Source organism: Alphaproteobacteria bacterium (genome assembly GCA_033344895.1).
Taxonomy (GTDB): Bacteria; Pseudomonadota; Alphaproteobacteria; order UBA8366; family Aestuariispiraceae; genus Pacificispira.
The window spans coordinates 2,539,957-2,563,381 of the sequence record JAWPMN010000001.1 but is presented as its reverse complement, the minus strand read 5'-3'; the positions used below and the strand labels follow the sequence as shown (position 1 = coordinate 2,563,381).

Genomic DNA, 23,425 nt, shown 5'->3' with positions numbered 1-23,425 from the left:
CCCAGTTCGCCAGCCTGCCAGGCAGCCTGGTCCGGACGCTCGGTTCCTCGAAGGCGACAAACGCCCCAACGACAGATGCCTCAAACAGACGCGTCAGACTTTCTTGGCCACTTCGCCCCGGTGAAATCGTGAAGAGAAACCGGCGTGTCACGTGTCGTCTCGCAATCCGCCATGGATCATCTCGGCAGCCATGGGCTCACCGAAACCAATGTCCCGGGCCGCTTTCCGTCCCAGCACATCGTGCAGGCGCTTCGGAGGCAAGCCGTATCCCGGACGAATCGATCTGACATTGTCCCGGGTAAAGACCTCTCCGGCCGCAATGGGCCTGACCGCATACAGCGAACGCCGCAACTGCCGGTTTCCGGCTTCACTCGGTTTAAGACCGAATCCCGGACTTCCGATCGACTCCCAGGCGGACCGTGTTCCGCGCACCAGTTCCGCAAGCTCATGAGGCTCCAGAGAAAACGCGCTATCCACGCCGCCATCTGCGCGGTTCAGGGTGAAATGCTTTTCAATGATGCATGCCCCCAATGCAGTGGCGGCAATCGGTACGGTGGTTCCGTGACTATGATCCGACAACCCGATCGGCACGTCGAACCTTTGCATCAACTCACCAATCGTCGCCAGATGGCAGTCTTTCATCGGCGTCGGGTAGCCGCTGACGCAATGCAGCAATGCCACTCCCCCGCTCTCGGGGACCTGTGCCGATTGCACCGCCTCGGCGATTTCGCTGAGATCCGCCATACCCGTAGAAATGATGAGGGGTTTTCCCGTAGCGGCGGCCTTGGCGATCAGATCCGTGTCCACGGCTTCAAAGCTGGCGATCTTATAGGCAGGCGCTCCGAGCCCCTCCAAAAAGTCGACTGCCGTATGGTCGAACGGAGAGGAGAAAACTGCGATGCCGTGAGTCCGTGCACGCTCGAACAGGGCTTCGTGCCACTCCCAAGGCGTCGCAGCTTCCTGATACAGTTCATACAAGCGACGCCCGTCCCAAAGCCCGCCTTCCAGTGTGAAGCCCGGGCCGTCGTGGTCTATCGTAATCGTATCGGCGGTATAGGTCTGAAGCTTCACGGCATCGGCCCCGGCCTCGGCCGCAGCATCGACCAATGCCAGAGCGCGCGACAAATCCCCATTGTGATTTCCCGACAGTTCGGCGATCACGTAGGGAGGGTGCCCGAAGCCGATCGACCGGCCATCGATCTGAAACTCTTTCATCTCAGGCTCCTGTCTCCGCGTAACTTCCGCAGGTCAATAATTTGCTGTGCCAACCGGACTGTCCGGCGACCGGTTCGTACCCCGCAGCATGAAATAGTCGGCGGCTCGCCGTATTGGCATTGTCGACATAGGCAAGCAACTCCATTCCCGGCAGGTCATCCGATTGTGCAAACGTGCGGCAGGCCTCCCGCTCCCCGGCACAGAGCGCAGCCCCTCCTATCCCCTTGTTCACCGCGGCCTGGCTGATCAGTATGCTCACCTCGCATCGGCCCGGACCAAGGTAGTCGTAACGCACCATACCAACCGGTTTACCCTGGCATTCCACCACCAGCAGCAGCCGGTTCCTGTCGCCCATTACGGCATTGAACCACGCCTCGTGCTCCGTCCACCCGGGAGGTTCCGGATTGCGGGCATAGCGACGCGCGCCCGGTTCGTTCTGCCATTCAAACAACCGCTCGGCATCCCGACGGGAAGCCCGTCGGCACAATATCTGCGCACCGGACCGATCCCGAATGGGGCGCAGCATTGCATCCGCGAGCCGCGCCGCTCCCCAACCGTCACATAAACCACGCGCGGCACGGGACATGGCTTTCCAGGCGGTCGTATCCTCCAGCAACTGCGCCACCGCCGGGGCAAGGTCTGATTCAAAGTCATGAAGTCCGATTTCCAAGGCGGCGCCGGCAGCAATCAAGGCATCGATAGTCGGTCGCTGGTTGTCGGCGATCTCCACCACGATACTGGGAATTCCCATGCAGCACCGTTCAAGCGCGCTCACGCCGCCGGCACCGATAGCCAGAGAGACACCGGCCAGCAACCCGTTCATATCAGAGACATCACAGAGGACTCGAGCACCGATTTCGGCTGCGGCCGCCTCGACAGCGGGCCTGTGCGAAGCCCCTGACCCGACCAGCGCGATGACTTCACGATCCAGGAGAACATTCGGTCTCTTGGCCAACGCATTCAGAGCGCGCACCGTCATACCATCGGGATCGGCAGCGCCAAAAGCGATCAGAACCGAACCTGCGCTGCCTTGAACAACAGGTGCAGTCATGAAGGATTGTCGGAGCGGCGCAAACTCCGCCCCCAATAGAAGCCAAGAGTCCGGCGCAGCAGAGATGTACCGGTCGCGATCAGGTCCTGGCGCCGGATCGACAACAAAACCGGCAGCATGCGACCGGCACAGATCGTCAATCGATAAAACCGACGCGCCAATCTCCCCGAGGGCCTCTTCATAATCAGTCCCCCTTCTGTAGTGGTCGATCACGACCCAGTCGGGGACTTTCTCAAAGCCGGCGAGCATTCGTTCAATCTCGCCGCCACTATCCACGCAGTCGGCGGTTCCATCACCGGCTTCAACAAAACGAACCTCACCGTCAACAACGGATGCCAAGCCGCCGGTCGCATCATTGAGCGCAAAGGCAGTACGCGCGCCCAACGCCCGCACCGCCTGGGCCACCGCCAGGCAGCGGAACAAATGCCCGCCGCCGATCCGAGGCCCCGCAGCGGTACGAAATACCACGAGCGGCCGGTCTTCGACCATGACCGCCGTCACCGCACCTTGAAAACTGGCACTAGCGGCGGCACTGACAATTCTTCCACCAGCCTGTTTCTCGCCAACTTGTCCGCGATGATTGGCAGGACCTCCCGGTAAGCCTGGACAACCTGACGCAGGTCGGCCTCGGAGTGCGCGTAGGACATATTGTGGCTACCCAGGGTCAAGACGCCACGCTGGCACATTTCCGAAATCAGAACCGTCTTGATCGCCATAGCATCGGCCCCCGGTTGATCCTGAATCATCAGAATTCGCCAGGGGTCGAAACCTTTCAGCTTCATGACCGCCCCGAGACCGTTGGAAGAAATCACTTCCTCTACCGCAGCGCCTAACGCACCGCCGTTTCGGTTGATGGTTTCGATCACCGGTTCGCGCCGCATCTTGTCGACGACAGCGATGGCCGCCGCAAGAGACAAGGCCTCACCGCCGAAGGTTCCGGATACAAAGATATGTTCGAACTGCGCCATCAGGTCGGACCGTCCGACGACCGCGGAAAGAGGCAGCCCGTTCGCCATTCCCTTGCCGAAACATGCGAGATCCGGCGTAACGCCAAAAAGTTCCTGTGCACCGCCGAGCGAAAAGCGGAACCCCGTTATGACTTCGTCAAATACCAGATACGCGCCGTGACGGTGCAGTAGCTCCTTCAAGTCGGCCAGGTATCCCGGATCAGGTTCGGTGATGTTCGCAGGTTCCATTATCAGGCCGGCGATCTGATTCGGATACCGCATCAGGACAGCCTCGACGGCTTCCAGATCGTTGTAAGCCACAACACTTGTCAGGTCGCGAACAGCCTCCGGCACCCCCAGGGATCGTGCGGTGGCGCCGATGTACCAATCGTGCCAACCATGATAGCCGCAGCTGATGATTCGGTTTCGCCCGGTGGCTGCGCGCACTATCCGAACCGCGGCGCTGGTCGCATCGGAACCATTCTTTGTAAACCGCACCGATTCGGCCGCCGGGATGATATCAACCAGCCTCTCAGAGAGTTCTGCTTCCAGTTCGGTTGCCAGGGAGAAACTGACGCCAAGATCCATCTGGGCTCGTACCGCCGCATCGACTTCAGGATCGCAATAGCCGAGCGAGACACACAACAGCCCATTGACCATGTCGACATATTCATTGCCGTCAACATCCCATACCCGGCCGCCCTGGCCAGCGGTCAAAAACAGCGGCGCCGCTCCGACCGGGAACTGATATCGGCTCTTGCTGAAAGTCTGTGCTCCGGTAGGGATGGTCTTCTCGGCACGCTCCAGAAGCCCCATGGAGTTCTTGTAGATTCTCGGAGATCGGTTGGCGGGCGACTTCTGATCTGCGGTCAAGCTGATCCGATAGCCTTCGTTGCGCCCGTCCGCCGCTCGGGAATCACCCACTTGCGGCATGTCGCAATGCAGCAGTTCGGTCCAGCGCAGGGTCTCCGTAGCGCCTTTTCCCGAGAATGCCGAAGCAGCCCCGACCAACCGTTCCGCCCGCTCCAAATCTTCCTGAGTATCAACCGTCCACCGCAGGCGATGGACGCCTGGAATCGGGCATGGCAGATTGACGACCTTGAACCGGTGTCGATTGGCGCGAATGAAAGGGGTTACATGTTCGCGATCGCTGGTACGAATCGCCTCAGCGGCGGCCACGTCCAGCACGGCACTGGTCATGACTTCGCAGTCCAGCCCGTCAGGCCAGCTCGGCGGCGCAACATTGCTGGCATAGTCGGCCTTCGCAATGCGATGCAGCGCTAACGTTTCGGCGACAATCGCCGGATCGAGGAATGGACAATCCGCTGTCAGCCGGACAACCACATCCGCAGCGGCCTGTTTGGCAGCCCCTGAAAATCTGTCCAGGACATCTGTTTCCGAACCGCGGAAAATCTCGACTCCGGATTGGGCGCACCACTCGGCGACAGGATTGTCCTGGGCATTATCGGTGGTTGCCACGATCACCGCATCGATCCCGGAAACCGCCCGTGCCGCGTTCACCGTTCTTTCAAGCATCGGCACGCCGCCGATTGGCATCAGAATTTTCCCGGGCAGGCGGGAAGACCCCATGCGTGCCTGGATAATCGCAACCGTGCGCATATTGAAGTTTTCCAGATTTTAGATGAAGGATCCGGCCCGGGTCAGAAGGAATGCTCTCCAACCGAATGCCCGGTGACGTCATTCCGGCTAGCGACAATCGCGCTGGGATCCGGACGGTCCGTCGCCACCTGATACCAGACACAATCTCCCTCCTCCAACCGGGAGGAATCGAGTTCGGATTCCAGTTCTTCGGCTACGTCGAAGACGGCCGCGCCGCGATTGGCCAATTCAACCTGACGCTCGGCAATTTGACCGCGCGCGTCATAGAATTTCACCGATGCCGATGCCCCCGGTGCGGATGGTGTCATTCCGACGAGACCTAGCTGAGAAGTCATTCCGCCGCCGACCAGAACCTGTCCCCAGCTAAAGCCTTTCTTGCCGGCAGGAACGAAGACGTTGGGATTGGTCAGGGAAATGTTGATGGAACTTTCCAATCCGCCCGCACCATAGACAAGCTGGTGATTGACCCTTGTCGGCGTATTCCCTGAAGAAGGTCGTGCGGTGATCCCGAACCCGGATACAGTACCGGGATCGATGCCTGCCTGCGCGACGAAGTCAGTTACGGAAAACTCCAAATCGTTGCCTTTGGGCGTGGATATCTGGCCAAGGTTTCTCGCCCCCAGTTCCCTGCCATCCGGATCGAAAAGCGACACATTGAACGACAGGTCACCGGGCGACATGATCGGATAGAACCGCAAAATATTGTCGAACTTCGGAAGGAACGGATAGACACGACCGCTCGGCTCGCTGTTATCCCAATACTCCGGGAAATCCGCACAATCGTAGTAGCTGTGATTGGCGCTGAAGGCGCCGTCAGCGGTTTTCTGCCCGACCAGCATGCGTCCGTAGAACAGGAACTGCCGCGGCTGGTCCACTTTCAGTGTCCCCCCGCCCAGCGGTTTCGGTAGTTCAGGGAACAAATCGCTCAACATGATGATCTTCCGGCACAGTTTCGGACACCGGATCGAATGTTCCGCGTTGAGCACCCGGCCGTCCGGCAGGGTCAGTTCCGCACGCAGCACATCGTCGACCGGCTGAGGACCGGCGTGGAAAACAAGAAATGTCTCGGCGACGTCGTCGTACCGCACATCAATGGCCGCTTCGCGCTGGTGGACCTGGTTGATTTCATCGTCCTCGAAAACATCGTTCAGGACCCGATTATAGGCGTGAACACTATTCACGAACCCGTCTCCGCGATGATTGATCATGACCGCGGGAAACGGGATGAAGAGGTTATCGGCGGCGAAGAATTCGACCTGATAACTATCCACGACCTCATCGACCATTCCGGACAAGGGAATGGTGTATACCTTGGGTTCATTGATCGGAACGAGACGAGAAACGATGCGCGCACCTTCCGGATCGATGGCAGTGACACGGCAGGCGACGTTAGGATATCCCCGCTTCAGCAGAAAGTGATTCAGGAAGCTGATTTCAGCATCCGCACCATCGAACTCCGGCACCATCAAGGACGCCCTGTGCGTGCTATTCATCGCGCGGTCCGCATGGTAGGACCGGCGCGTCTTTTCGACATCCAGCATCCGTTTCATGGACTTGCCCTTTCCTTCAAGAACTCGTTCTTACCGATCGGTGCTAAACGCGCGACTTCCGAGAACGCTGGCCAGACCGCATCCGGATAGAAGCGATGTCCCCCTTCCGGTTCCAGAACAGCCAGCCTATCCGAAGCATTCAGCGCCGCCCAGGCGTCCGCGGCCGAGGCACAGACCCGACTCGCGCCATCACCCGGATAGATATGATCTTTCGTACCTGAAATCACCACTGTCGGGCGCGGGGCGCACAGCGCGACCACATCATCGGTTTCCATCCAATTCAGGAAACCCGGCACGACATTCTGGCCCGCCTGGTCCCCCCTGGCGCCGTAAGTTTCACGAGCATAGCCGATACATCCCGACAAGATTGCGCCGGCGATGCGTGTGTCCAGCGCCGAGGAATACAATGCTACACTGCCGCCTGCGGAATGCCCCATGATGTAGATCATTTCCGGATCGATGCCCAATTCAGGGGCGTTCTCGACCAGCCAATCCAGAGCAAGAGACACATCGGACGACCGCTCGCCGAGGAGAGACCGCCCGTTGAGCATCAGATGGAGCGCATGATCGATCGAATGGACTGGAGATCGACGAGGCAACGCGCGTTCCGCCCTGCGGCCGAAGCACCGCATCTCCAGCGCAACGGCGACGAATCCCTGACCGGCGGCCTGCCTCAGAAAATCCCCCCCTCGTTCAATCCGCATGGCGTCAACCGGCTCACGCGTCTCGCCCCAGGAGAGGTGAAATCCGCTATTCGTTCCCTGCAGGCAGATCATGGCGGGTCGAAGCCCAGCCCCGTCCCCCGGGTCTGCAATCATCAAAGGCGCCAACAGCCCGCATTCAGTTGCCAGCACAACCTCCCGCATGGCCGGTGACCCCGGTGTCTGGTAAGGAGCATCGTGAACAACGGCCAGGCGCGGACGCTCCCGACAGTAGCCGGTAATCTCGGCCAGCTTGTCCCGAGCCTGTGTCTGCCAGTCAGAGAGGCCCTGATCGCGATTTTTGGCGCGGGACAGCGCCAAAGGCGCATCGCGCATCAAAAAAGAAGCGCGGGCGCTTGGGTCGTAAGCGGCCTGCGCTGCCGCCGGACGGGGGGGCGGCGGCGTTTGAATTCCCGCAAGCCGCTTGAGCCGCCTCAGCAGCGCCGCGTATCGCATGCTCCACACCGGCGAAACCATCAATTAGTACCGTTCCTTGACCGCATAAGCCGTCGGAGTCGGAGTCTCCGTCAGGATCTTGAGCTTCGGCGGATGGTCCAGAGTGGCAAAGAATTCATCGGCGGCATCGGCCTCACCCCAATTCCGGACCGCATATTGATCGAACAGAACAATTCCACCGGGGACCAGCCGCTCCCATGCCAGTTCCAGTATGCGCTTCGTCGCCGGATAAACATCCAGGTCACAATGCAGCAATGAAATCCGGAACCCGGGCTTGTCCGCCATGTATTCCGGAAGGGTTTCGGTGATGTCGCCTTTCACGATCTCTACGCTTTGCTCCAGTCCCAGGCGGGACACGGCGTCTGTCAACTGATCGAAAGCGCTCGCTTCGTACAGATCGCGCATGTGGGCTTCGGCAGATTCTGTCTCATCAGCTCTGACTTTCGGAAAAACAGCCTCGAATGTGTCGAAGCTGACAACACGTCCAGCCCCGTGGGGGCGGAATATCTTCAGAAAATGGGCAAATTGCAGCGTACTGATGCCTTTGAATGTGCCGCAATCGACGATGTCGCCGGGCACATCCGCAATGCGTCGAACGATGTCAGCACGCGCAAGCAGTTTCTGATAGCGGTGTGTATCGCAAAGATAATGGAACTCGTTGAAAACGTCCCACATCCGGGTTTCGGCATTTGACGATTGTGTACCCATCTATCCTTCCGACCTTTCCCGAGGTTCAGCGTTAAGAGCCGTGTTGCGGCAGCCCAGCAATCCGCCGCGCGTCGAGCACGCCCTGTAAGATCTCAAGAGCCTCTTCGCCGCTGCATCGCGGCGGCCCGCCCGTTCGTATCGCGGACAGGAAATCCTGAAGCTCGGATTTGTAGTCGTCCGTGTGTTGGCCGCCGAACGCCTCTTCTCTTACCGGATTCCCGTGGGCATCCAGTTGCAGCAGGGTCCGGGCGGGAATATCAATTTCCAGACGGCCATTCGGCCCGAACAAGGTGGTCTTTCGCAGCGGCGGCCGTGTCGTGTAGCTCAGCAACACCATCGAAAGGCAGCCCTGCGTGTGGCGCAGCAACAGCCCCGCCTCCTCCTCTGACTCCATCTCGAGGACGCGCTGACCCGCCGAGGCCGCCCCCTGTACGCGAAATGGTCCGAGAAGATGCGCCAGAAGATCAACTTCATGAATCCAGTCGAACATGACGCCCCCGGACTTCGGGTCAGCAGCATAGTTGGTGCGGTAATCCTGGTTAGGCCGCCATTCCGGAAGATAGCTCGCCCCAATGCTGACCGCCGACAATACCGGCCCGAACTCTCCCGCATCCAGAATCGAACGCGCTGCCATGACGGCCGGATGGAATCTGAGGTTCTGCGCGACGGCGACGATCCGGTTGCTTTTTCGGGCCTGCTGCATCAGCGCACGCATTTCGTCTGTCCGATCCGCCAGCGGTTTCTCCACCAGAACATGGCAGCCAGCAGACAAACAAACCCGCAAATCATCCGCATGACGACTAGACGGGCTGGCAATCACAGCAGCATCGGCGACCGCCGCCGCATCGACGACATCCTTCACAAAACGAAGTTGCGGCAGGGTTGCTACCGCCTGATCCCGGCGAGATGGATCAGGTTCGACCCCAACGACCCGGGCGCCCAGCTCTTGCGCATTGGCCGCGTGACGCATTCCCATGGATCCAAGTCCGATCACCGCAACGGTTGGACCGGACCGGTCGGCTTCAGCCATTGGAAAGCTCTGCTTTTACCGTCTCCACGGCCAAGTCGAATGTCAGAATCTCAACCTGAGTGGACATATCCAAGGCAATCTCGAAACTTTCATCGATTGCGGTACAGATTTGCATATGCCGCAGGGAATCCCAGTTCTCACAATTGTCCGGCGACAAATCGTCGGTTACTGACTCGGTCTTGATTCCCAACACTTCGGAAAAAATCTCGACCAGAACTTGCCGGATCTCCGCTTCGCTCATCTTCTGCGCCATTTTAACGTCTCTTCCTTCAGGCGGCCTCGACCACCAGGTTCAACTCTACCGCCGCCGGGTATTCGGGAATGTTCCGGTCGATGGGGCGAACATAGATGCACCGGCCATCCCCTTCATCCCGTGCTGCCTCAAACTCGGCCTTCTCCAAAAATCGCCGCGCCGGCTGGTTCCTCGGCCCCTCGACAAAGGCGATCTCCAGCTTCGCAAGATTCCGCTCTCGGGCCTGCTCGGCGGCAAAGGCGAGCGCCGTCTCCTCCATGCCGCGCCCCAAAGCCCGGCAACTCATGATCAGGTTATCTATCCGCATGGCATCCGGACTAGAGGACAACTCCAGGATACCGATAATCCCATAGTCGCCGAACCTGTCCCGCAAAGAAATTGTGTACAGACCTTCCCGTCTGGCTTCGATCTCGCTCAAGGTCGGCCGCTCGAGCGTCATGTGAAACTGATTGGTCTTGTTGAAGAGCTGATGCGTGCGCTCCACCGTGGATGCCTGAACCGTTTTCAGATCGGCTTGAAGCGCCAGGGTTTTCAGAAAATCATCGATACTCGCCGCGTCTTCCTGCAATGCCCGTCTCTGGCCCTCGGCCCGATAGGTCTGCGTTCGCAACTTGTCTTCCGCCATGATCGATAGGGCATCGAAGCCGCGACAGTTCAGCAACTCCTCCACGAACCGCTCAGGCTCCTGCGGCATCATGACGACTTCAACCTGCGGCAAGGCGGTCCGAACACGCGCGCACTCCACCGGATTGTCGTCCAGGAATACAAAGCTATCGAGACCCAGCGAAAGTTCCTCCGCCATGGATCGGATGTTCTCGGCCTTGTCATTCCAGTCAACACGCCGCGCAACGAAATCCTCCCAGCGCAGCACCATTTCCGATCGTGTATCAAAAACCTCTCGGGCATCCGCTTCATTGTTCTTGCTGGCTATCGCAAGCAGAATCCCGCTCTCGGACAAATCCAGGATCGCGCGTTGCAGCAAGCGGTAGGCTTGCCCGGGCCATTCCGGCCCAATGGCAACGCCATCCGCCCCCGTTTCCCCGACAACCCCTCCCCACAATGTGTTGTCCAGATCGCATACGAGTACCTTCTTGCGGGGCCGGAAAAACCCGGACAGGCTGCGAGCAATGGTCTCTGCGTATCCGGGGGCATGTGCAGGCCGCACGGGCGTCATTGTCCGGTAAAGCCCAACAAGATCCCGGTCCGAAACCATCTCTTCAGGAGGGTCGACGCAATAGACCCCGGCCGTCGATTCCGCGACGGCCCGTAATGCATCGCAGAGTCTTGTGGCCGCAACCTCGGAGGGACCTCGGGCCAGCAAGCCGAACCCGAACCTTTCGGCATGCACCGCGGTCTTCGGCAGCACGAGCAACAAAGGTGCCCCGCATCGCTTCCGAAAGTTCGAAACCAATGCGGTCAGGTTCCGCTCAGCCGCATTCAGCGCTTCATCGCGATCTCGTGTGGCGTCCACGAATGCTTCCGGATGTAGCAGCAGAACATAGGCATCCGCCTCCGCACCCTCTTGCGGTGCGGAGAGAAGCGCCTGCTGCCATTGAGAGTATTCCTCGAACTGCGGCTCCATGCGCCAGCCCGATAGCAGCGCCTCCACCTTCAGATACGGTTCCAACGCCCGTACAGTAAAACTGGAAAGCAACCGGACGCGCCGCGCAGGAATTGATTCACTCTCCAGAACACGCAACGCCTTCAGATAGGTCATTAGCTTTGGAGAAGCGCGAAGTTCCGACCGAAACGCCGCCACATCGACAGGGCTCTCGCTCTTTTCGGATTGGTCCATGTCGGTACTCATAGCATCTTCTGCCCGCCATCCAGCAATATGTCTTCACCGTTCAGATAGGCCGCCCCGGGGCCCGCAATGAAAACGGCGAACGCAGCAACTTCGTCCACAGTCGCCAGGCGGCGCAGCGGTGACTTGGCCGCGGCCAGTTTCCTGGTGCGGTCCGGAACATGGTTGGTCAGGCGCGTCTCGAGAAAGTCCGGAGACAACACATTCGCCCGCAGGCCTTTCGGGCCAAGTTCGAGTGCGACGGAGCGAATATAAGAGGCCGCCGCGGATTTGGCTGCCGCATAGGCGGAAAGCCCGTCCGGCGGTGCCCCTCGTGCAGCGCTGGAACCAATGAAAGTCAGGCTGCCGCCACCGGCCTCTATCATATTTCCCGCGCAGGCATCGACAATCGCCTTTGTTCCATGAAGCTGGACGGCCAGATGCGCGTCGAAGGTGGCCGCGTCGGTTTCCAATATCCCTGACCGCGCAAGGGGTGCGCTGGCGCAATGAAACAGCGCCGAAGGCACCCCGAACGCCTTCCTTGCATCTTCACAGGCAGCCGCGACACTATCGCTGTCGGTCAGATCGCAGGTGAAGCTGGCCGCGCCTATGCCGCCCCCCGCCTCTTCCATTTCATTGACCAGGGATGTCAGATCACCGCCCCGGCGGCCAAACAACGCAACACTCCATCCCTCACCGGCCAGCCGTGACGCGACGGAACGTCCCAGCGCACTGGCGCCGCCGAACAGAAAAGCCACTGGTCCACCGTCAATTCTCAGCTGGGTGCTCGGGCGCCCTGAGCGCAACGGGGACGCATCGGTCGATGGCACCATTACAGTCGCCGCGCCCTGCATCACCGCGCCACGATCCTTCACGTCGGCACTAAGTTTCAGATCCACGGTCCGCGCCGACTGAGAAACGGATTCGACTTCGGCCCTGAGCCGCACCGTCTCCCCAACTTCAACAGGAGCCAGAAAACGTATCGATTGCGATAGCCAGAGTGCGCCGGGGCCAGGCAGATGCTGTCCGATCAGCGTAGAGATAAATGCTGCATAGGACATGCCGTGGGCAACACGTCCGCCCAGCCCTCGGGCGCGAGCGAAGGAATCATCGAAATGCATCGGATTGCGGTCGCCGCTGTAGGACGCAAACCGCTCCAGCAGGTCGGCGGTCACATCAATCACAAGCTCCGCACTTTGCCCTTTAACCGGCAGTTCGCTCATCGACCGTATCCCATCGTACCGATTCCGCTCCGTCAGTCCCGTTCGGGCGTTGGGATTTCCGGAACAGGCCGTCCGCGGCGCGCGGCCCATTCCTCCACTGAAATCGCCCAATAGGTGGCGGCCTGATATTTGCCGTCGCCCCAGTAAAGGTCAGGAATTTTCGCCACCATGGTGAACCCCAACCTCTTGAAGTTGAAGTTCGATGCAAGATGGTTCTCCGTCGTCGGTTCGACGACCTTTCGCACCTTGCGTTCGAAAAACACAAAGTCCAGGGCAGCCCGGCAAGCATCCAGTGCGTAAGCACCGCGCCAATATGCCTTCTCCCCGATCAGATAACCGATGCTTGAGAATCGGTGAACGGGATTGATACGGAGCGTGAAGGTGCCGATACGGTGCTGCGTTTCTCTGTCGTGGATCGCAAAAATGAAGCGGTCCTTATGGTCAAACCCCGCTACGAAACTGCGCAGTGATTCCAGGTCGTGGTGGTCGAACCGGGCCTGAATAAAATGCGTAACCTCGGGGTCCTGCATCCAGCGAAGGTAATCTTCGCCGACATCCTCAACACGATAGCGACGGAGGGTTACCAGTCCCGCTTCCAAAACTTCGGAATAGGAATTCGTCATCAACTTACCCTGAGTGTTTCGAAGATGCGCAGGGAACCGCCCGGTAGCGGCCGATCAGGCCCCGGTACGAATCGGCAGTCGCATCGTGCAACGAACAAATCATTCTCCCGTAGCGCCGGTGCCAAACGCCGACTGTGCCCCGGGAACGCGGGGCAGGTCACGCCTTGCGATAAACTCGTTGAACCTGCGACGGCGATGGTCGGCCGGGCCAAAGATGTAATGGGCTTCTACCGATGAGGCTGCACTCCGCCGGCGATGATATTCTGCCTGCAATTCCTTGTGATCCATTGTTAGCAGCGCCTTCATTTCGGCGATCCAATCCGGCTCCCTGCAATCGACGACAAAGGCCGCTTTCTCCAAAGCCGCCCGGAACGGATCGCTCAGGACGTACATGCCGGTTTCCAGATAAATCAGTGGCACACGTGCACTCCAGGCCCAGGACAGGATACTGCCGGGTCCGTCCACGATCAGCACGTCCACCGCTGCGCGCATGTTGCGGAAATCGGTAAACTGTTCGATCCGAAAGTTTGCCGGGAGGTCTTCCATATCCGAAAATGGATCCGGATCCGTATAGCGATAGGTGGGATAGAGCTTGAAAAGCACCCGTCCGTCGATCCCAGAAAGCACTTCGTGCACAACCGCCTTGCGCAAACGGTGATAGTGACTATCCCGCCAATAATGCGGCAAGAATTGAAAGTTGTTCGGATACAGACCTGTACACCAGCAGATCACACGACCGCGTGTGCCGAGTGCCATCCGCTGCAATGTACGCTGCAGCCATTTCACCTTGATCGATCGCACCAGTGACGGCACCCCGACAACGGCACTCCAAGGCCCCTCCCGCTCGGCCTCCGGAATATGCGCGGAGGCCAATTCCTTCTGGGCAGGCGTATAGAACAGAAATTCACGAACGCCGCTCTCGTTGTCCATCTTGGAGATCGCCTTGTGCAACGGGCTGAGCCCCGGCGCGATGCCATGCTCCAAGTTCACACAGGCGATGTTCCGCTGGCGGCAGATATGGCGAAGCAGCCGTTCCTCTGGGCTGTTGTTGGCGTTCACAATGGTAACATTGCGCCCCAGACGACCAACAGTACGGTCGACATCCGAGGTGATCTCACGCACGCGTGCAACACCATGCTTCAGAGCTTCCACCGTTCTTTCCGCGACAATGCCAACTGCGGCAAGAACAGGGTCCGTGACCGCCAGCCCCTGCTCGCGCCATCCATCCAGGAACGCTCGCTCCAACTCCGGTCGCAGAAACTGTAGGTCGGGGCAACCGGCCCCATTTGAATCCGAGCCGCGCGGCCGACGCCGAAAGTCTTTGAACACGATCCGCCTGCGGCATAGTTCGGCGAGAAACAACTCTTCGACCAACTCGTTGCTCTGATTCAGTATCAGAGTGTTTCTACCACCGACGGCAGGGCGCAGCCGGATCGTACGTCCCCCGTAGAGGCGCTTGAACAGCCGGAACGCAAGACTGGTCAGCGGCGCGTTCATCAAGGTTACACATCGGGTCCAGAAGCTGGGACGAAGAAAATCGCCCGTTTCCATAGCGCCGGACGGTCTCTGCGCCACAAATGGCTCAACCGGGATATCAAGCCGGGAGGCCAGGACGGCGAAAAGCGTGTCAAACCTATCCGGAACCACACGGAACCCCTGAACCGGTGTATCCGACACACTGCCGACCGCGACAATTTCAACGCCTTCGGCACGGGCCTGGTCCAGTAACGGTGCCAGAAGCATCGCCTTGTAAAGGTAGAAAGTCAGGGCACGCTGAAGGCCTAGAACAAGGGCCCAGAGCAACGGCGCATCCGCAATCTCCGTCAAACGGGCATCGAGCCGCTCTCGTGCAAACAATGTCGCGTCTACCGTGGCGTATCCAACCCGGTCCGCGTCCGATTGTTTGGTCGGTCCATCCAGCGCGGCGGCCCTGATCCCCTGCTTCGCACAACACTCCAGAACATACGGATTGGTTGTTACGAAAAGCAGTCTTCGTCCGTCGAATCTACGAAGTGTATGCTGGACGGCCTCCATCGACTCGATGATCGCGACGATGTCGACATTCTCGAACGAAAATGTCTCCTCCATTTCAGAGGGCCTTGGCCAACGCATCCACGACGCGATCCACGTCGCTTTCATTCATTCCTACGAACAGCGGTAGAGACAATGCCCTGCTGTAGTATCGATCCGCGCCGGGCAGGTCTTGCGGACCGTAACGGTCGGCCCAGAACGGTTGCCGATGCAGCGGAATATAGTGGACTTGGGTACCGATCCCGAACTGGCGCGACAGGTCGCGCATGACCGCCCCCCGGTCACGCTCAATCGAATCGAAATCAACCCGGGCCGCGCAAAGGTGCCATGCCGGCCGCCCCCAAGGCACCACCGCCGGCGCCTGCACCGGCTGATTCAGATTTTCCAATCTTTCCTGATATCGCGCAAACAGGGCCGCCCTATCCGAGACGAAGCCGGAGAGACGTCGCAATTGGCTCGTCCCCAACGCACAGAGTATATCCGGGGCCCTAAAGTTGAACCCAGGCTCCGTGAGTTCATAATACCATGGATTGGCCTCTCCGTTCCGCGCAAACCCCTGATTTTCCCGAACCCAGCGTTGCGGATTTCGTTCCATTCCGTGATTTCTGTGCAGACGCAGACGTTCGGCCATTTCCGCGTCCCGCGTCGTGACGGCACCGCCTTCGCCCATCGCAATCGTTTTCACGGGGTGGAAGGAAAAACAGGCCAGGTCCGACCAACGGGTATCGCCAATGCGGCTGTCGGCACCATTCGCCTCAGGATCGTCGAAGCATCTGGTCAGGCCGCCGAGCGCATGACAGGCGTCTTCGACAAGTGCCAAATTTTCGCGATCGCATATCGTTTTGAGGCCCGGCATATCCGCAGATTGCCCATTGAGTTGTACGACAAATGCCGCTGCCACCCGCTTGTCGGGAAAGCGCCTGCCGGCGGCAATGATCGCCGTTTCCAGGTCTTCCGGCCGCATCAAACCCGTCTCCGGATCGACATCGGAGAAAACAATTTCCGAGCCGGCCAGGAATGGCGCGGAAGACGTCGCCAGGAATGTGATTGCGGGAACGATGACTACGTCCCCGTCTCCTAGCCCCAGCGCCTTCGACGCCATATAGAGCGCCGCGGTTCCATTGCTGCAAACGACGGCGTGCTCCGTGGAACACACATCCGCCAGAGCTGCTTCAAATGCGTCGACAGCAGGGCCCGTGGTCAAGAAGTCCGACCGCAGAACCGCGGTAACCGCAGCGATATCGTCTTCGTCGATCTGTTGCCGACCATAGGGTATCATGAAGGGCGCCTTACTTCCCGGACTGGATTAATGCCTTGAGTGCCGCCGGCGAGAGCCATTCATCGTTGCTGTCGCTTGCGTATCGATATCCTTCCGGCAACCGTTCCAATCCCTGCAGGGAATCTTCCACAGATTTCGTAAAGGCGATTTCCGGCGCGATGAGATATCGGTCACCCAGATCATAGGCGACCCGAGACTCGTCTTCGGTCAGCATGAGTTCATGAAGCTTTTCGCCAGGTCGTATCCCCACCGTTCGCGTCGGCAGATCGGGGGCCAGGGCCTTTGCCATATCGGTGATCTTCATGCTCGGCAGCTTAGGGACGAAGATCTCACCGCCGAACATGCGGCCTATGCTGGACAGGACAAAGGCCACCCCCTGATCCAGAGTGATCCAGAACCGTGTCATGCGCTCGTCCGTAATGGGCAAATGATCGCTGCCACTCTCGATGAGCCGCTGAAAAAATGGAACTACACTGCCGCGTGAGCCCAGCACGTTCCCGTACCGCACGACGCTGAACCGAGTCGGTCTGGTACCGCTCAGGTTATTCGCTGCGATAAAAATCTTGTCGGCCGCCAGTTTGCTCGCGCCGTAAAGATTGATCGGGTTAACCGCTTTGTCCGTGGACAGCGCGAGCACCTTCTCCACCTCGCAGGTCAGCGCCGCGTTGACTACATTTTCGGCGCCATGCACGTTGGTTCGAATGCATTCCATGGGATTGTATTCGGCCGTCGGGACATGTTTCAGAGCGGCGGCATGAACCACCACATCGACATCCCGCATCGCCATTTCCAGGCGCTCTCGGTCACGCACATCGCCAATGAAGAACCGCAATTTTGTGTTGTGCGTACCGGTAAAGTCGAAACCGAACTCACTCGCCATCAGGTATTGCTTGTCCTCATCCCGGGAAAACACAATCACCCGGTCCGGATCATGATGATCCAAGACGTGACGCACGAATGCGCGGCCGAACGATCCGGTACCGCCGGTGATCAGAATTTTCTTTCCGGTCAGTTCTACTTCGGAGGAATCGAAATTGGTCAACGGTGTTTCTCCTGATACTTGCAGAAAGGCCCCTCCGCCCTGCAGTGACGGAAGGAAATACCTTGAAGGGTCATACCCTCATGGGGAAACGGGGATACTGGTCACCGGTGCCGTCGGCCACGACTGCTGCCTACAAGACATCGCTGGATTAGCCAACTGTTTTGACGGCGCAAATCCCGGTCCGACGTCATTTCGGCGCCGACATCATATCGTCCCGGGCCCGGCTAAGATCGCTTGGCCGTCCCACGTCACGCCAGTATTCATGGATTGGAAACAGTCCGACCTTCATGCCCAAGCTGCGTGCCTCGTTCAACAGTTCCGGCATGTCCATCGGAACATCTTTCGGTACCAGGGATCGAACATCAGCCGAAAGACAATAGATTCCCGCGGAAACGAAGTGACGAACAGTCGGCTTCTCTTCGATGCCGGTAAACAGACCTTCGGGGCTCTGACGAACTACCCCGTAGGGAATTTCATGCTCGTAGCGGGCCACCGCTATCGTCGCATCCAAGGCGTGTCGATCATGGTAATCCCGGAACGCCTTGAGATCGATATTGGTTACAACATCACCGTTCAGCATGGTCAGCGGCGCATCGCCAGCATCGGCGAGAAGACCAACGGCTCCCGCCGTTCCCAATTTCTTGGCCTCATTGACAATGTGAACATCGGCCGAATTGGACCGAGACTCGATAAAACCTTCGATTTTGTCCGAAAGATAGTATGTCGAGATGTAGATCGATTTATGTCCCGCCGCCTCGACCCTTTCGAGGATATGATCGAGAATTGGTCGTCCGTTCAGCTCCAACAACGGCTTCGGCGTATGCCGGGTCGCGTCGCCCATTCGGGATCCGAAGCCTCCGGCCATAACCAGACAAGGCCCTAGATTGGCAGTTGGCAGGGTTTCGACAAAAATACTCAGCAGGCGACCACTTGCGTCGACAACAGGAAGAAATTCGCGACGTGATGCGCCCGGCTGCGGGTGTTCGCCCTCTTTCAGCACGAAGGGAGTCGCGTTCATGCAACGGTCGATGGGATCTTCCAGAACGGCACCGGCCAGCATGCCCCTGCGAATGTCGCCATCGGTTACAGTGCCGATCAGCGCGCCATCCTCCGCGACAATGCATCCAATCTGTCGGGCAGCGGCGTTGAACCGCTCCAGCACCGATCGGATATCCGTGCCGGACCGGTAGGTGAAGGGGGCAATGTCGACGATCAGTTCCATGCGTAACGCATCTCTCTTCTTTAACCCTCAGTGTGGTCCGCAAGCTGCGCCGCGATACCGAAAAGGTCTTCATACCAGGCTCTGAGCGGCGGCATCAGGCTCATCATTCCTTGGATCGCCCCCGATTCCTTATCCAGTTCCTGCCGCACGCGGCGAAGCGCAAGTTCGGCTTCCTGGCGGGCGCGGGTCGCCGGCAGAGCCTGAAAATGCCGTTCAGCAATCGTCAGTCGTTTCGCCAACTGGTCACTGGAAACCGCCGCGGAGGCGCCCAGCGTGTTGTCGACATATTGGCGGTAACTGGCAACGGAGCCCCCGGCATAGGCCGCATGAGCCCCTTGATCCAGCAAAACCGTGAAAAGATACCAGTCCACGGCGACCACGGATTGCGGTATTTCGGGAATTCCCCCGGCAAACACCGAGGATCTAACCGCAGTGTTGGAAAGTCCGAAGACATTACGCTGAGCAATTGAATCCGAGCCTGAAATGCGTTGGAACGCCGGCGCACCACCGAAAAGCGATTGGTTCAGCCGCTCCCCCTTCCAGTTTATCAGGTCCAGATTTCCGTATGAGATGTCGGCGCCCCGAAGGCCACGACGATGCAAACTTGCCGCGGATTCCGAAACAACGTCATCACAGTCGCAGAAGACCAGGCAATCCGCCCCTGAAGACATGCCCGCCTCCAGCATCAGCCGCCGCAATGCGACGGGAGATGTCTGTGGCGGTGCATGGATCGTCAGCACTCTGGAATCCCGCACACCCTGCGGCAGAAAGGCTGAAACATCCGTGCCGTTCTCAACCGCAAATGCGAGTACGCAATCCGGTTCATTCCTCAGAAATTCGACAACGCCATCGGCAAACTGCCCGGCAACATGGGCCGGCTGCGAATAGACCGCGCTACACAAGGCGATTTTGGCCAAGCGATCGCGACCGCTCACTTGCCCTCGGCACTTTCCAGATCGGCCAGCGTCAACAGGCTGTCCTCTTCGATGTCCCGGACAGCGCGCATGCCAACCACCAGTTCGATGTATGGCGGGGTCAGTCCGGTGCCGGGCCGACGGAAATCAATGTCCTCCGCGGTCAGTATCGAGCCGCGGGCAATCGGGCGCGCGGAAACGATGGAACGGCGGTATTCCGCGCGGCGTTCCAGTTCACGAGCACCAACCGTACGGCGTTTCGAACCAAGCGCCTTCGCCAGACGGTCCCGCGCGACACAGATGTCGCGAATCTGCTCCGGCGTACTCGAAATCTTATGATCCCAGCCGAACATGTTCTGGTCCAGAGTGAAATGCTTCTCCAGGATCGCAGCGCGCTTCGCGATGGATGCAATGGAGATTTCAGTGCCCATCGTATGATCCGAAAAACCGACAGGATAGCCGAACGCCTCGCGCAGCATGTCCATATTATCGAGATTTACCTCCTCATCCTGGGGCGGATAGAGGGAGATGCAGTGCAGTATTGTGATGTCGTGATTGCCCGTTTCTTCAACCCAACGGACGGCACGGTCGATTTCCGCCAATTGTGCGAACCCGGTGGACAGAACAACCGGCAGTCCGGTTTCACCGGCAACATGCAGCAACTGGACGTTGTCGATATCCATCGACGCGATCTTCACGAAGGGCGCACCGAGGTCCACCAATTCCTGCACCTGACGCCGATTGAAGGGCGTTGATGCGAAATCAATCCCGACCTCCTGGCAATAGGCTGCGATCTCCTTCATTTCCTCAAAGGTAACGGCAAACTCCTCGACAATCCCTTTGAGATCAAAGTCGGTGCGGTTTCGATAGTCGTCACCCAGGAAATAGTTCTGCTCGTAAACGGATTTCGAGAAGATCGTTGAGTCCCAAGACTGGAATTTTGCCGCATTCGCGCCCGCCGCCTTTGCAGAATCGATCATCCGCTTCGCGAGTTCGATGTCGCCATTATGGTTCGCGCCTATTTCGGCGATGACATAGGTCGGGCCATTCTCTGAAAACATTAAAACTTGTCTCCTTGTTAAATCGGCTTCAGGACCAGGTCCGCCCGGCGGGAACCAGAGTTCCGTCGGGAACTACCGCCTGCGGCAATACGACGGCCCTTGCTCCGACCATGACATTGTCCCCGATCTGCGCACCGCCCAGCACTATGGCCCCGGGACCGATATGCGAACCGTCACCAATACGGCAGTCGTGTTCGACGATAGCCCCCGAATTGATGATCGACGCAGTGCCGATCCGGGAAAACGGCTGCACGATCGACCCGGCGAGCACATGGCTGCCTGCGCCAATCTCAGCGCTGTCCGACCGGATCGCGCTGGCATGAACTATCGTGCGGAGCACGAATCCCATCTCCATGACTTCGAGAACACCGGACAGACGGTCGCGCAATCCATCGGGCGTCACACCACCGCGTCCAATCACGGCATCCCCCATCTCCGGGCTGGCCTCCGTGTCTACTCGCGAGTGAGGAATGTCGTACAACCATTCAGCCGTGTTCGGATCGCAATAGAGCACGATCTTCTCACCAGATTTCTGCAAAATCTCGACGAGCATCTTGGCATGTCCGCCGGCACCGAACAGGACCACACTCATTCGGCGCTCTCCGGAAGCCGGTGTCCCTGCCATTCGTCCAGCGCTTTCAGAACCCGTGCCTGATCTTCCGCCTTCAGGTTACTCGAACAGGGTAAAGTCACGACGCAATCGGTCAGAGCCCGGGAAACGTCGACCGCCACGCTGTGGAATGCCCGGTAGGGGCCCTGTTCCGACAGACTGCACCAGAAAGGTCGTGCATCAATACCGGCCTGCGACAAGTGGGAGACGAGAGAGCGCATGGAAGGCTCATCCGCAACGACGACATTGACCAACCAGTAGGATGATTCCTCCGGTCGGCTGACAGGCATGAAGGCCATGTCGGAACGGCCGGCAACGGCCCGCTGATAATCCCGCGCTATCCGTCGCTTATCTGCCAGCAACGCGTCAAGGACCTCCAGTTGGGCGACCCCGACAGCCGCGTTCAGGTTCGTCATACGATAGTTGAAACCGACCGCGTCGTGCCGATAGTCCTGCCCGGTTCTCGCTTGCGTGGTGACATGCCGGAACCGGGCGGCCAACTCTTCGTCATCCGTCACCACAACGCCGCCGCCTCCGGCCGTAACGAGTTTGTTCCCGTTGAAGCTAAACACTGCGGCTTTCCCCAATGAACCGGCCGGCATGCCGTCTCGCGCCGCACCGATAGCACCCGCCGCATCTTCCAGAACGGGGACGTCATACCGTGCCGCGATCTCGTTCAACGGGCCCGGATCGGGAAGGTTGCCGACAACGTCAACCGCCACAATGGCCCTGATACGCTTGCCGTATTTGGCAAAGGCAGTCTCGATCGATTGCGGAGAGACAGTCCAGTCCGATCGCTGTATGTCGACGAAACAGGGCTGTGCGCCTGCATGAACGATGGCATTTGCCGTCGCGGCGAAGGTCCAGTCCGGAACGATGACGACATCTCCGGGCGCAACCCCCAAAGCAAGAAGGGCTACATGCAGCGCGGCGGAGCCGTTTACGCAAGCCACGGCAGCGCGACGGCCACAGAGTGCCGCCATACGATCTTCGAGTTCGGTCACGAACGGGCCGGCGGTCGAAACCCAATTGTCCGTTACGCACTTCGCCAGATACGCGGCTTCGTTCCCTCGGAGATCCGGAACGGACAGTGGAATACGTCGGTCAGTCATTTGAAACCATCTCTTCAATCCACGCCGTTATCCGGCTTCTGCTATTTTCCAATCCGCGGCGGAGAGACGTGCTCGCCTTCGCAAGCGGCGCCTCCAGAGCCCGAATCAACTCCTCTTCACTTCGGGCGCGCGGCGCGAATCCGAACCGGCTCAACGGCCACATATCTTGCCCCACGGCATTGGGCTGGATGCTGACACTACGCCGTCCCGAGAGGTAGGCATCAACCAGCGGGGCAGAAAAAATACCGAACACTTGTCCAATCTCAGTTTCGAGCTGCCTGCTGTGATATGGCCGGATACGGTTCGGATCGATATCGGCCAGATCCGTTTGTTCGGGGTGGGGGGCGTATAGCAGATCAGAGATCAGATCCGGCCGATCCCTGCGTACCTTCTCCAGCATCGCCCAACTGTCGGATTCGGTATATCCCAGTTCGGTGCCATAGTCCCGGTAGACTGGCGCTCCAATGAATACCGACGCTCGGCTATCAGTCGGATCGAGTTCAGAAATTGTCTCCCAGACTGGATGTCCGCATGTCGCACACAGTGATCTGGGGATACCTTCAGCTACGGCCTCTTTCACGCCCTGCTCATCGATGAGCAGAAGCCTGTCCGGCAATCTCAACCCTCCAGGAACATCCGCTCTGAAACGCCTTGCATAATTGGTCCAGGTATCGACGAACTGGCATACAGGAAGATGCTGTGATCGCGCTTCGGCGACGGCCCCGTGCTCCATTGGCCATCCGCCCGCCGAACACAACAACGCCGTGGCAGACAATCGGTCGATCCACTCCGCCGCTTCCCGCTGTTCCCCACGATTCAAAGCGGCATGCTTCAAACGTGCGCCCAGGGCCTCCACCGGCAATCGTGCGCTGGCAACGGCAGTTGCGACGACCGACCATTCGAAACCCGGCTCCGTTTCCGACCAGGCCCGAAGAACCGGAGCGAGGTAAGCAGCCGCGCCGGCCTCTGCCAGGACAACCAGCAACATGACAGA

Annotated in this window: 20 protein-coding genes; all 20 read right to left on the bottom strand. The window is 59.1% G+C overall.

The window, feature by feature from the left end:
- Positions 1-147: 147 nt before the first annotated feature.
- The gene (gene pseI / locus R8L07_12515) at positions 148-1,215 is read right to left on the bottom strand and encodes a pseudaminic acid synthase (GenBank protein MDW3206351.1); all 1,068 of its coding nucleotides are present in this window, start codon (positions 1,213-1,215) and stop codon (positions 148-150) included.
- Position 1,216: 1 nt separating this feature from the next.
- The gene (gene pseG / locus R8L07_12510) at positions 1,217-2,755 is read right to left on the bottom strand and encodes a UDP-2,4-diacetamido-2,4,6-trideoxy-beta-L-altropyranose hydrolase (protein MDW3206350.1); all 1,539 of its coding nucleotides are present in this window, start codon (positions 2,753-2,755) and stop codon (positions 1,217-1,219) included.
- A gap of 8 nt (positions 2,756-2,763) precedes the next feature.
- Positions 2,764-4,833 carry an aminotransferase class III-fold pyridoxal phosphate-dependent enzyme gene (locus R8L07_12505; GenBank protein MDW3206349.1) on the bottom strand — a complete coding sequence of 690 codons (2,070 nt, stop codon included), beginning with the start codon at positions 4,831-4,833 and terminating at the stop codon, positions 2,764-2,766.
- A gap of 41 nt (positions 4,834-4,874) precedes the next feature.
- Positions 4,875-6,383: a hypothetical protein gene (locus R8L07_12500; protein MDW3206348.1), complete on the bottom strand. Its 1,509-nt coding sequence runs from the start codon at positions 6,381-6,383 to the stop codon at positions 4,875-4,877.
- On the bottom strand, positions 6,380-7,540 hold the full coding sequence (locus tag R8L07_12495; protein ID MDW3206347.1) for an alpha/beta hydrolase fold domain-containing protein: 1,161 nt from the start codon (positions 7,538-7,540) through the stop codon (positions 6,380-6,382). The genes R8L07_12500 and R8L07_12495 overlap by 4 nt, the downstream gene beginning before the upstream one ends.
- A 24-nt stretch (positions 7,541-7,564) precedes the next feature.
- Positions 7,565-8,248 (bottom strand): class I SAM-dependent methyltransferase, encoded by a 684-nt coding sequence (locus R8L07_12490; GenBank protein MDW3206346.1) that lies wholly within the window; start codon positions 8,246-8,248, stop codon positions 7,565-7,567.
- Positions 8,249-8,279: 31 nt separating this feature from the next.
- Positions 8,280-9,278 carry a Gfo/Idh/MocA family oxidoreductase gene (locus R8L07_12485; GenBank protein MDW3206345.1) on the bottom strand — a complete coding sequence of 333 codons (999 nt, stop codon included), beginning with the start codon at positions 9,276-9,278 and terminating at the stop codon, positions 8,280-8,282.
- Positions 9,271-9,531 carry an acyl carrier protein gene (locus tag R8L07_12480; protein MDW3206344.1) on the bottom strand — a complete coding sequence of 87 codons (261 nt, stop codon included), beginning with the start codon at positions 9,529-9,531 and terminating at the stop codon, positions 9,271-9,273. The genes R8L07_12485 and R8L07_12480 overlap by 8 nt, the downstream gene beginning before the upstream one ends.
- Before the next feature lie 16 nt (positions 9,532-9,547).
- Entirely contained in the window at positions 9,548-11,326 is a 1,779-nt protein-coding gene (locus R8L07_12475; GenBank protein MDW3206343.1) for an HAD-IIIC family phosphatase, read from the bottom strand.
- 8 nt (positions 11,327-11,334) lie between these two features.
- Entirely contained in the window at positions 11,335-12,537 is a 1,203-nt protein-coding gene (locus tag R8L07_12470; protein ID MDW3206342.1) for an SDR family oxidoreductase, read from the bottom strand.
- A gap of 32 nt (positions 12,538-12,569) precedes the next feature.
- On the bottom strand, positions 12,570-13,160 hold the full coding sequence (locus tag R8L07_12465) for a GNAT family N-acetyltransferase (GenBank protein ID MDW3206341.1): 591 nt from the start codon (positions 13,158-13,160) through the stop codon (positions 12,570-12,572).
- Between the two features lie 99 nt (positions 13,161-13,259).
- Positions 13,260-15,248, bottom strand: a complete 1,989-nt coding sequence (locus R8L07_12460; protein MDW3206340.1) for a hypothetical protein — start codon at positions 15,246-15,248, stop codon at positions 13,260-13,262.
- 1 nt (position 15,249) lies between these two features.
- The gene (pseC, locus tag R8L07_12455) at positions 15,250-16,470 is read right to left on the bottom strand and encodes a UDP-4-amino-4,6-dideoxy-N-acetyl-beta-L-altrosamine transaminase (GenBank protein ID MDW3206339.1); all 1,221 of its coding nucleotides are present in this window, start codon (positions 16,468-16,470) and stop codon (positions 15,250-15,252) included.
- Positions 16,471-16,480: 10 nt separating this feature from the next.
- Positions 16,481-17,512 (bottom strand): UDP-N-acetylglucosamine 4,6-dehydratase (inverting), encoded by a 1,032-nt coding sequence (pseB, locus tag R8L07_12450; protein MDW3206338.1) that lies wholly within the window; start codon positions 17,510-17,512, stop codon positions 16,481-16,483.
- A 187-nt stretch (positions 17,513-17,699) separates the two neighbouring features.
- Positions 17,700-18,734 (bottom strand): sugar phosphate nucleotidyltransferase, encoded by a 1,035-nt coding sequence (locus R8L07_12445; GenBank protein ID MDW3206337.1) that lies wholly within the window; start codon positions 18,732-18,734, stop codon positions 17,700-17,702.
- 20 nt (positions 18,735-18,754) lie between these two features.
- The gene (locus tag R8L07_12440; protein MDW3206336.1) at positions 18,755-19,669 is read right to left on the bottom strand and encodes a hypothetical protein; all 915 of its coding nucleotides are present in this window, start codon (positions 19,667-19,669) and stop codon (positions 18,755-18,757) included.
- Positions 19,666-20,709 (bottom strand): N-acetylneuraminate synthase family protein, encoded by a 1,044-nt coding sequence (locus tag R8L07_12435; protein MDW3206335.1) that lies wholly within the window; start codon positions 20,707-20,709, stop codon positions 19,666-19,668. The genes R8L07_12440 and R8L07_12435 overlap by 4 nt, the downstream gene beginning before the upstream one ends.
- A gap of 28 nt (positions 20,710-20,737) precedes the next feature.
- Positions 20,738-21,301, bottom strand: a complete 564-nt coding sequence (locus R8L07_12430) for a hypothetical protein (protein ID MDW3206334.1) — start codon at positions 21,299-21,301, stop codon at positions 20,738-20,740.
- Positions 21,298-22,431 (bottom strand): aminotransferase class I/II-fold pyridoxal phosphate-dependent enzyme, encoded by a 1,134-nt coding sequence (locus R8L07_12425; protein MDW3206333.1) that lies wholly within the window; start codon positions 22,429-22,431, stop codon positions 21,298-21,300. Before R8L07_12425 ends, R8L07_12430 begins: the two co-directional genes overlap by 4 nt.
- Positions 22,424-23,419, bottom strand: coding sequence for a hypothetical protein (locus R8L07_12420; GenBank protein MDW3206332.1), 996 nt, complete (start codon positions 23,417-23,419; stop codon positions 22,424-22,426). Before R8L07_12420 ends, R8L07_12425 begins: the two co-directional genes overlap by 8 nt.
- Positions 23,420-23,425: the final 6 nt, after the last annotated feature.

Coding starts and splice junctions, on each gene's coding strand:
- R8L07_12495 (MDW3206347.1), bottom strand. CDS start 7,540: ATGCGATACGCGGCGCTGCTGAGGCGGCTCAAGCGGCTTGCGGGAATT.
- pseG (MDW3206350.1), bottom strand. CDS start 2,755: ATGGTCGAAGACCGGCCGCTCGTGGTATTTCGTACCGCTGCGGGGCCT.
- R8L07_12505 (MDW3206349.1), bottom strand. CDS start 4,833: ATGCGCACGGTTGCGATTATCCAGGCACGCATGGGGTCTTCCCGCCTG.
- R8L07_12430 (MDW3206334.1), bottom strand. CDS start 21,301: ATGAGTGTGGTCCTGTTCGGTGCCGGCGGACATGCCAAGATGCTCGTC.
- R8L07_12480 (MDW3206344.1), bottom strand. CDS start 9,531: ATGGCGCAGAAGATGAGCGAAGCGGAGATCCGGCAAGTTCTGGTCGAG.
- pseC (MDW3206339.1), bottom strand. CDS start 16,470: ATGATACCCTATGGTCGGCAACAGATCGACGAAGACGATATCGCTGCG.
- R8L07_12500 (MDW3206348.1), bottom strand. CDS start 6,383: ATGAAACGGATGCTGGATGTCGAAAAGACGCGCCGGTCCTACCATGCG.
- R8L07_12475 (MDW3206343.1), bottom strand. CDS start 11,326: ATGGACCAATCCGAAAAGAGCGAGAGCCCTGTCGATGTGGCGGCGTTT.
- R8L07_12490 (MDW3206346.1), bottom strand. CDS start 8,248: ATGGGTACACAATCGTCAAATGCCGAAACCCGGATGTGGGACGTTTTC.
- R8L07_12420 (MDW3206332.1), bottom strand. CDS start 23,419: ATGTTGCTGGTTGTCCTGGCAGAGGCCGGCGCGGCTGCTTACCTCGCT.
- R8L07_12485 (MDW3206345.1), bottom strand. CDS start 9,278: ATGGCTGAAGCCGACCGGTCCGGTCCAACCGTTGCGGTGATCGGACTT.
- R8L07_12425 (MDW3206333.1), bottom strand. CDS start 22,431: ATGACTGACCGACGTATTCCACTGTCCGTTCCGGATCTCCGAGGGAAC.
- R8L07_12435 (MDW3206335.1), bottom strand. CDS start 20,709: ATGTTTTCAGAGAATGGCCCGACCTATGTCATCGCCGAAATAGGCGCG.
- R8L07_12460 (MDW3206340.1), bottom strand. CDS start 15,248: ATGGAGGAGACATTTTCGTTCGAGAATGTCGACATCGTCGCGATCATC.
- pseI (MDW3206351.1), bottom strand. CDS start 1,215: ATGAAAGAGTTTCAGATCGATGGCCGGTCGATCGGCTTCGGGCACCCT.
- R8L07_12465 (MDW3206341.1), bottom strand. CDS start 13,160: ATGACGAATTCCTATTCCGAAGTTTTGGAAGCGGGACTGGTAACCCTC.
- R8L07_12470 (MDW3206342.1), bottom strand. CDS start 12,537: ATGAGCGAACTGCCGGTTAAAGGGCAAAGTGCGGAGCTTGTGATTGAT.
- R8L07_12445 (MDW3206337.1), bottom strand. CDS start 18,734: ATGGAACTGATCGTCGACATTGCCCCCTTCACCTACCGGTCCGGCACG.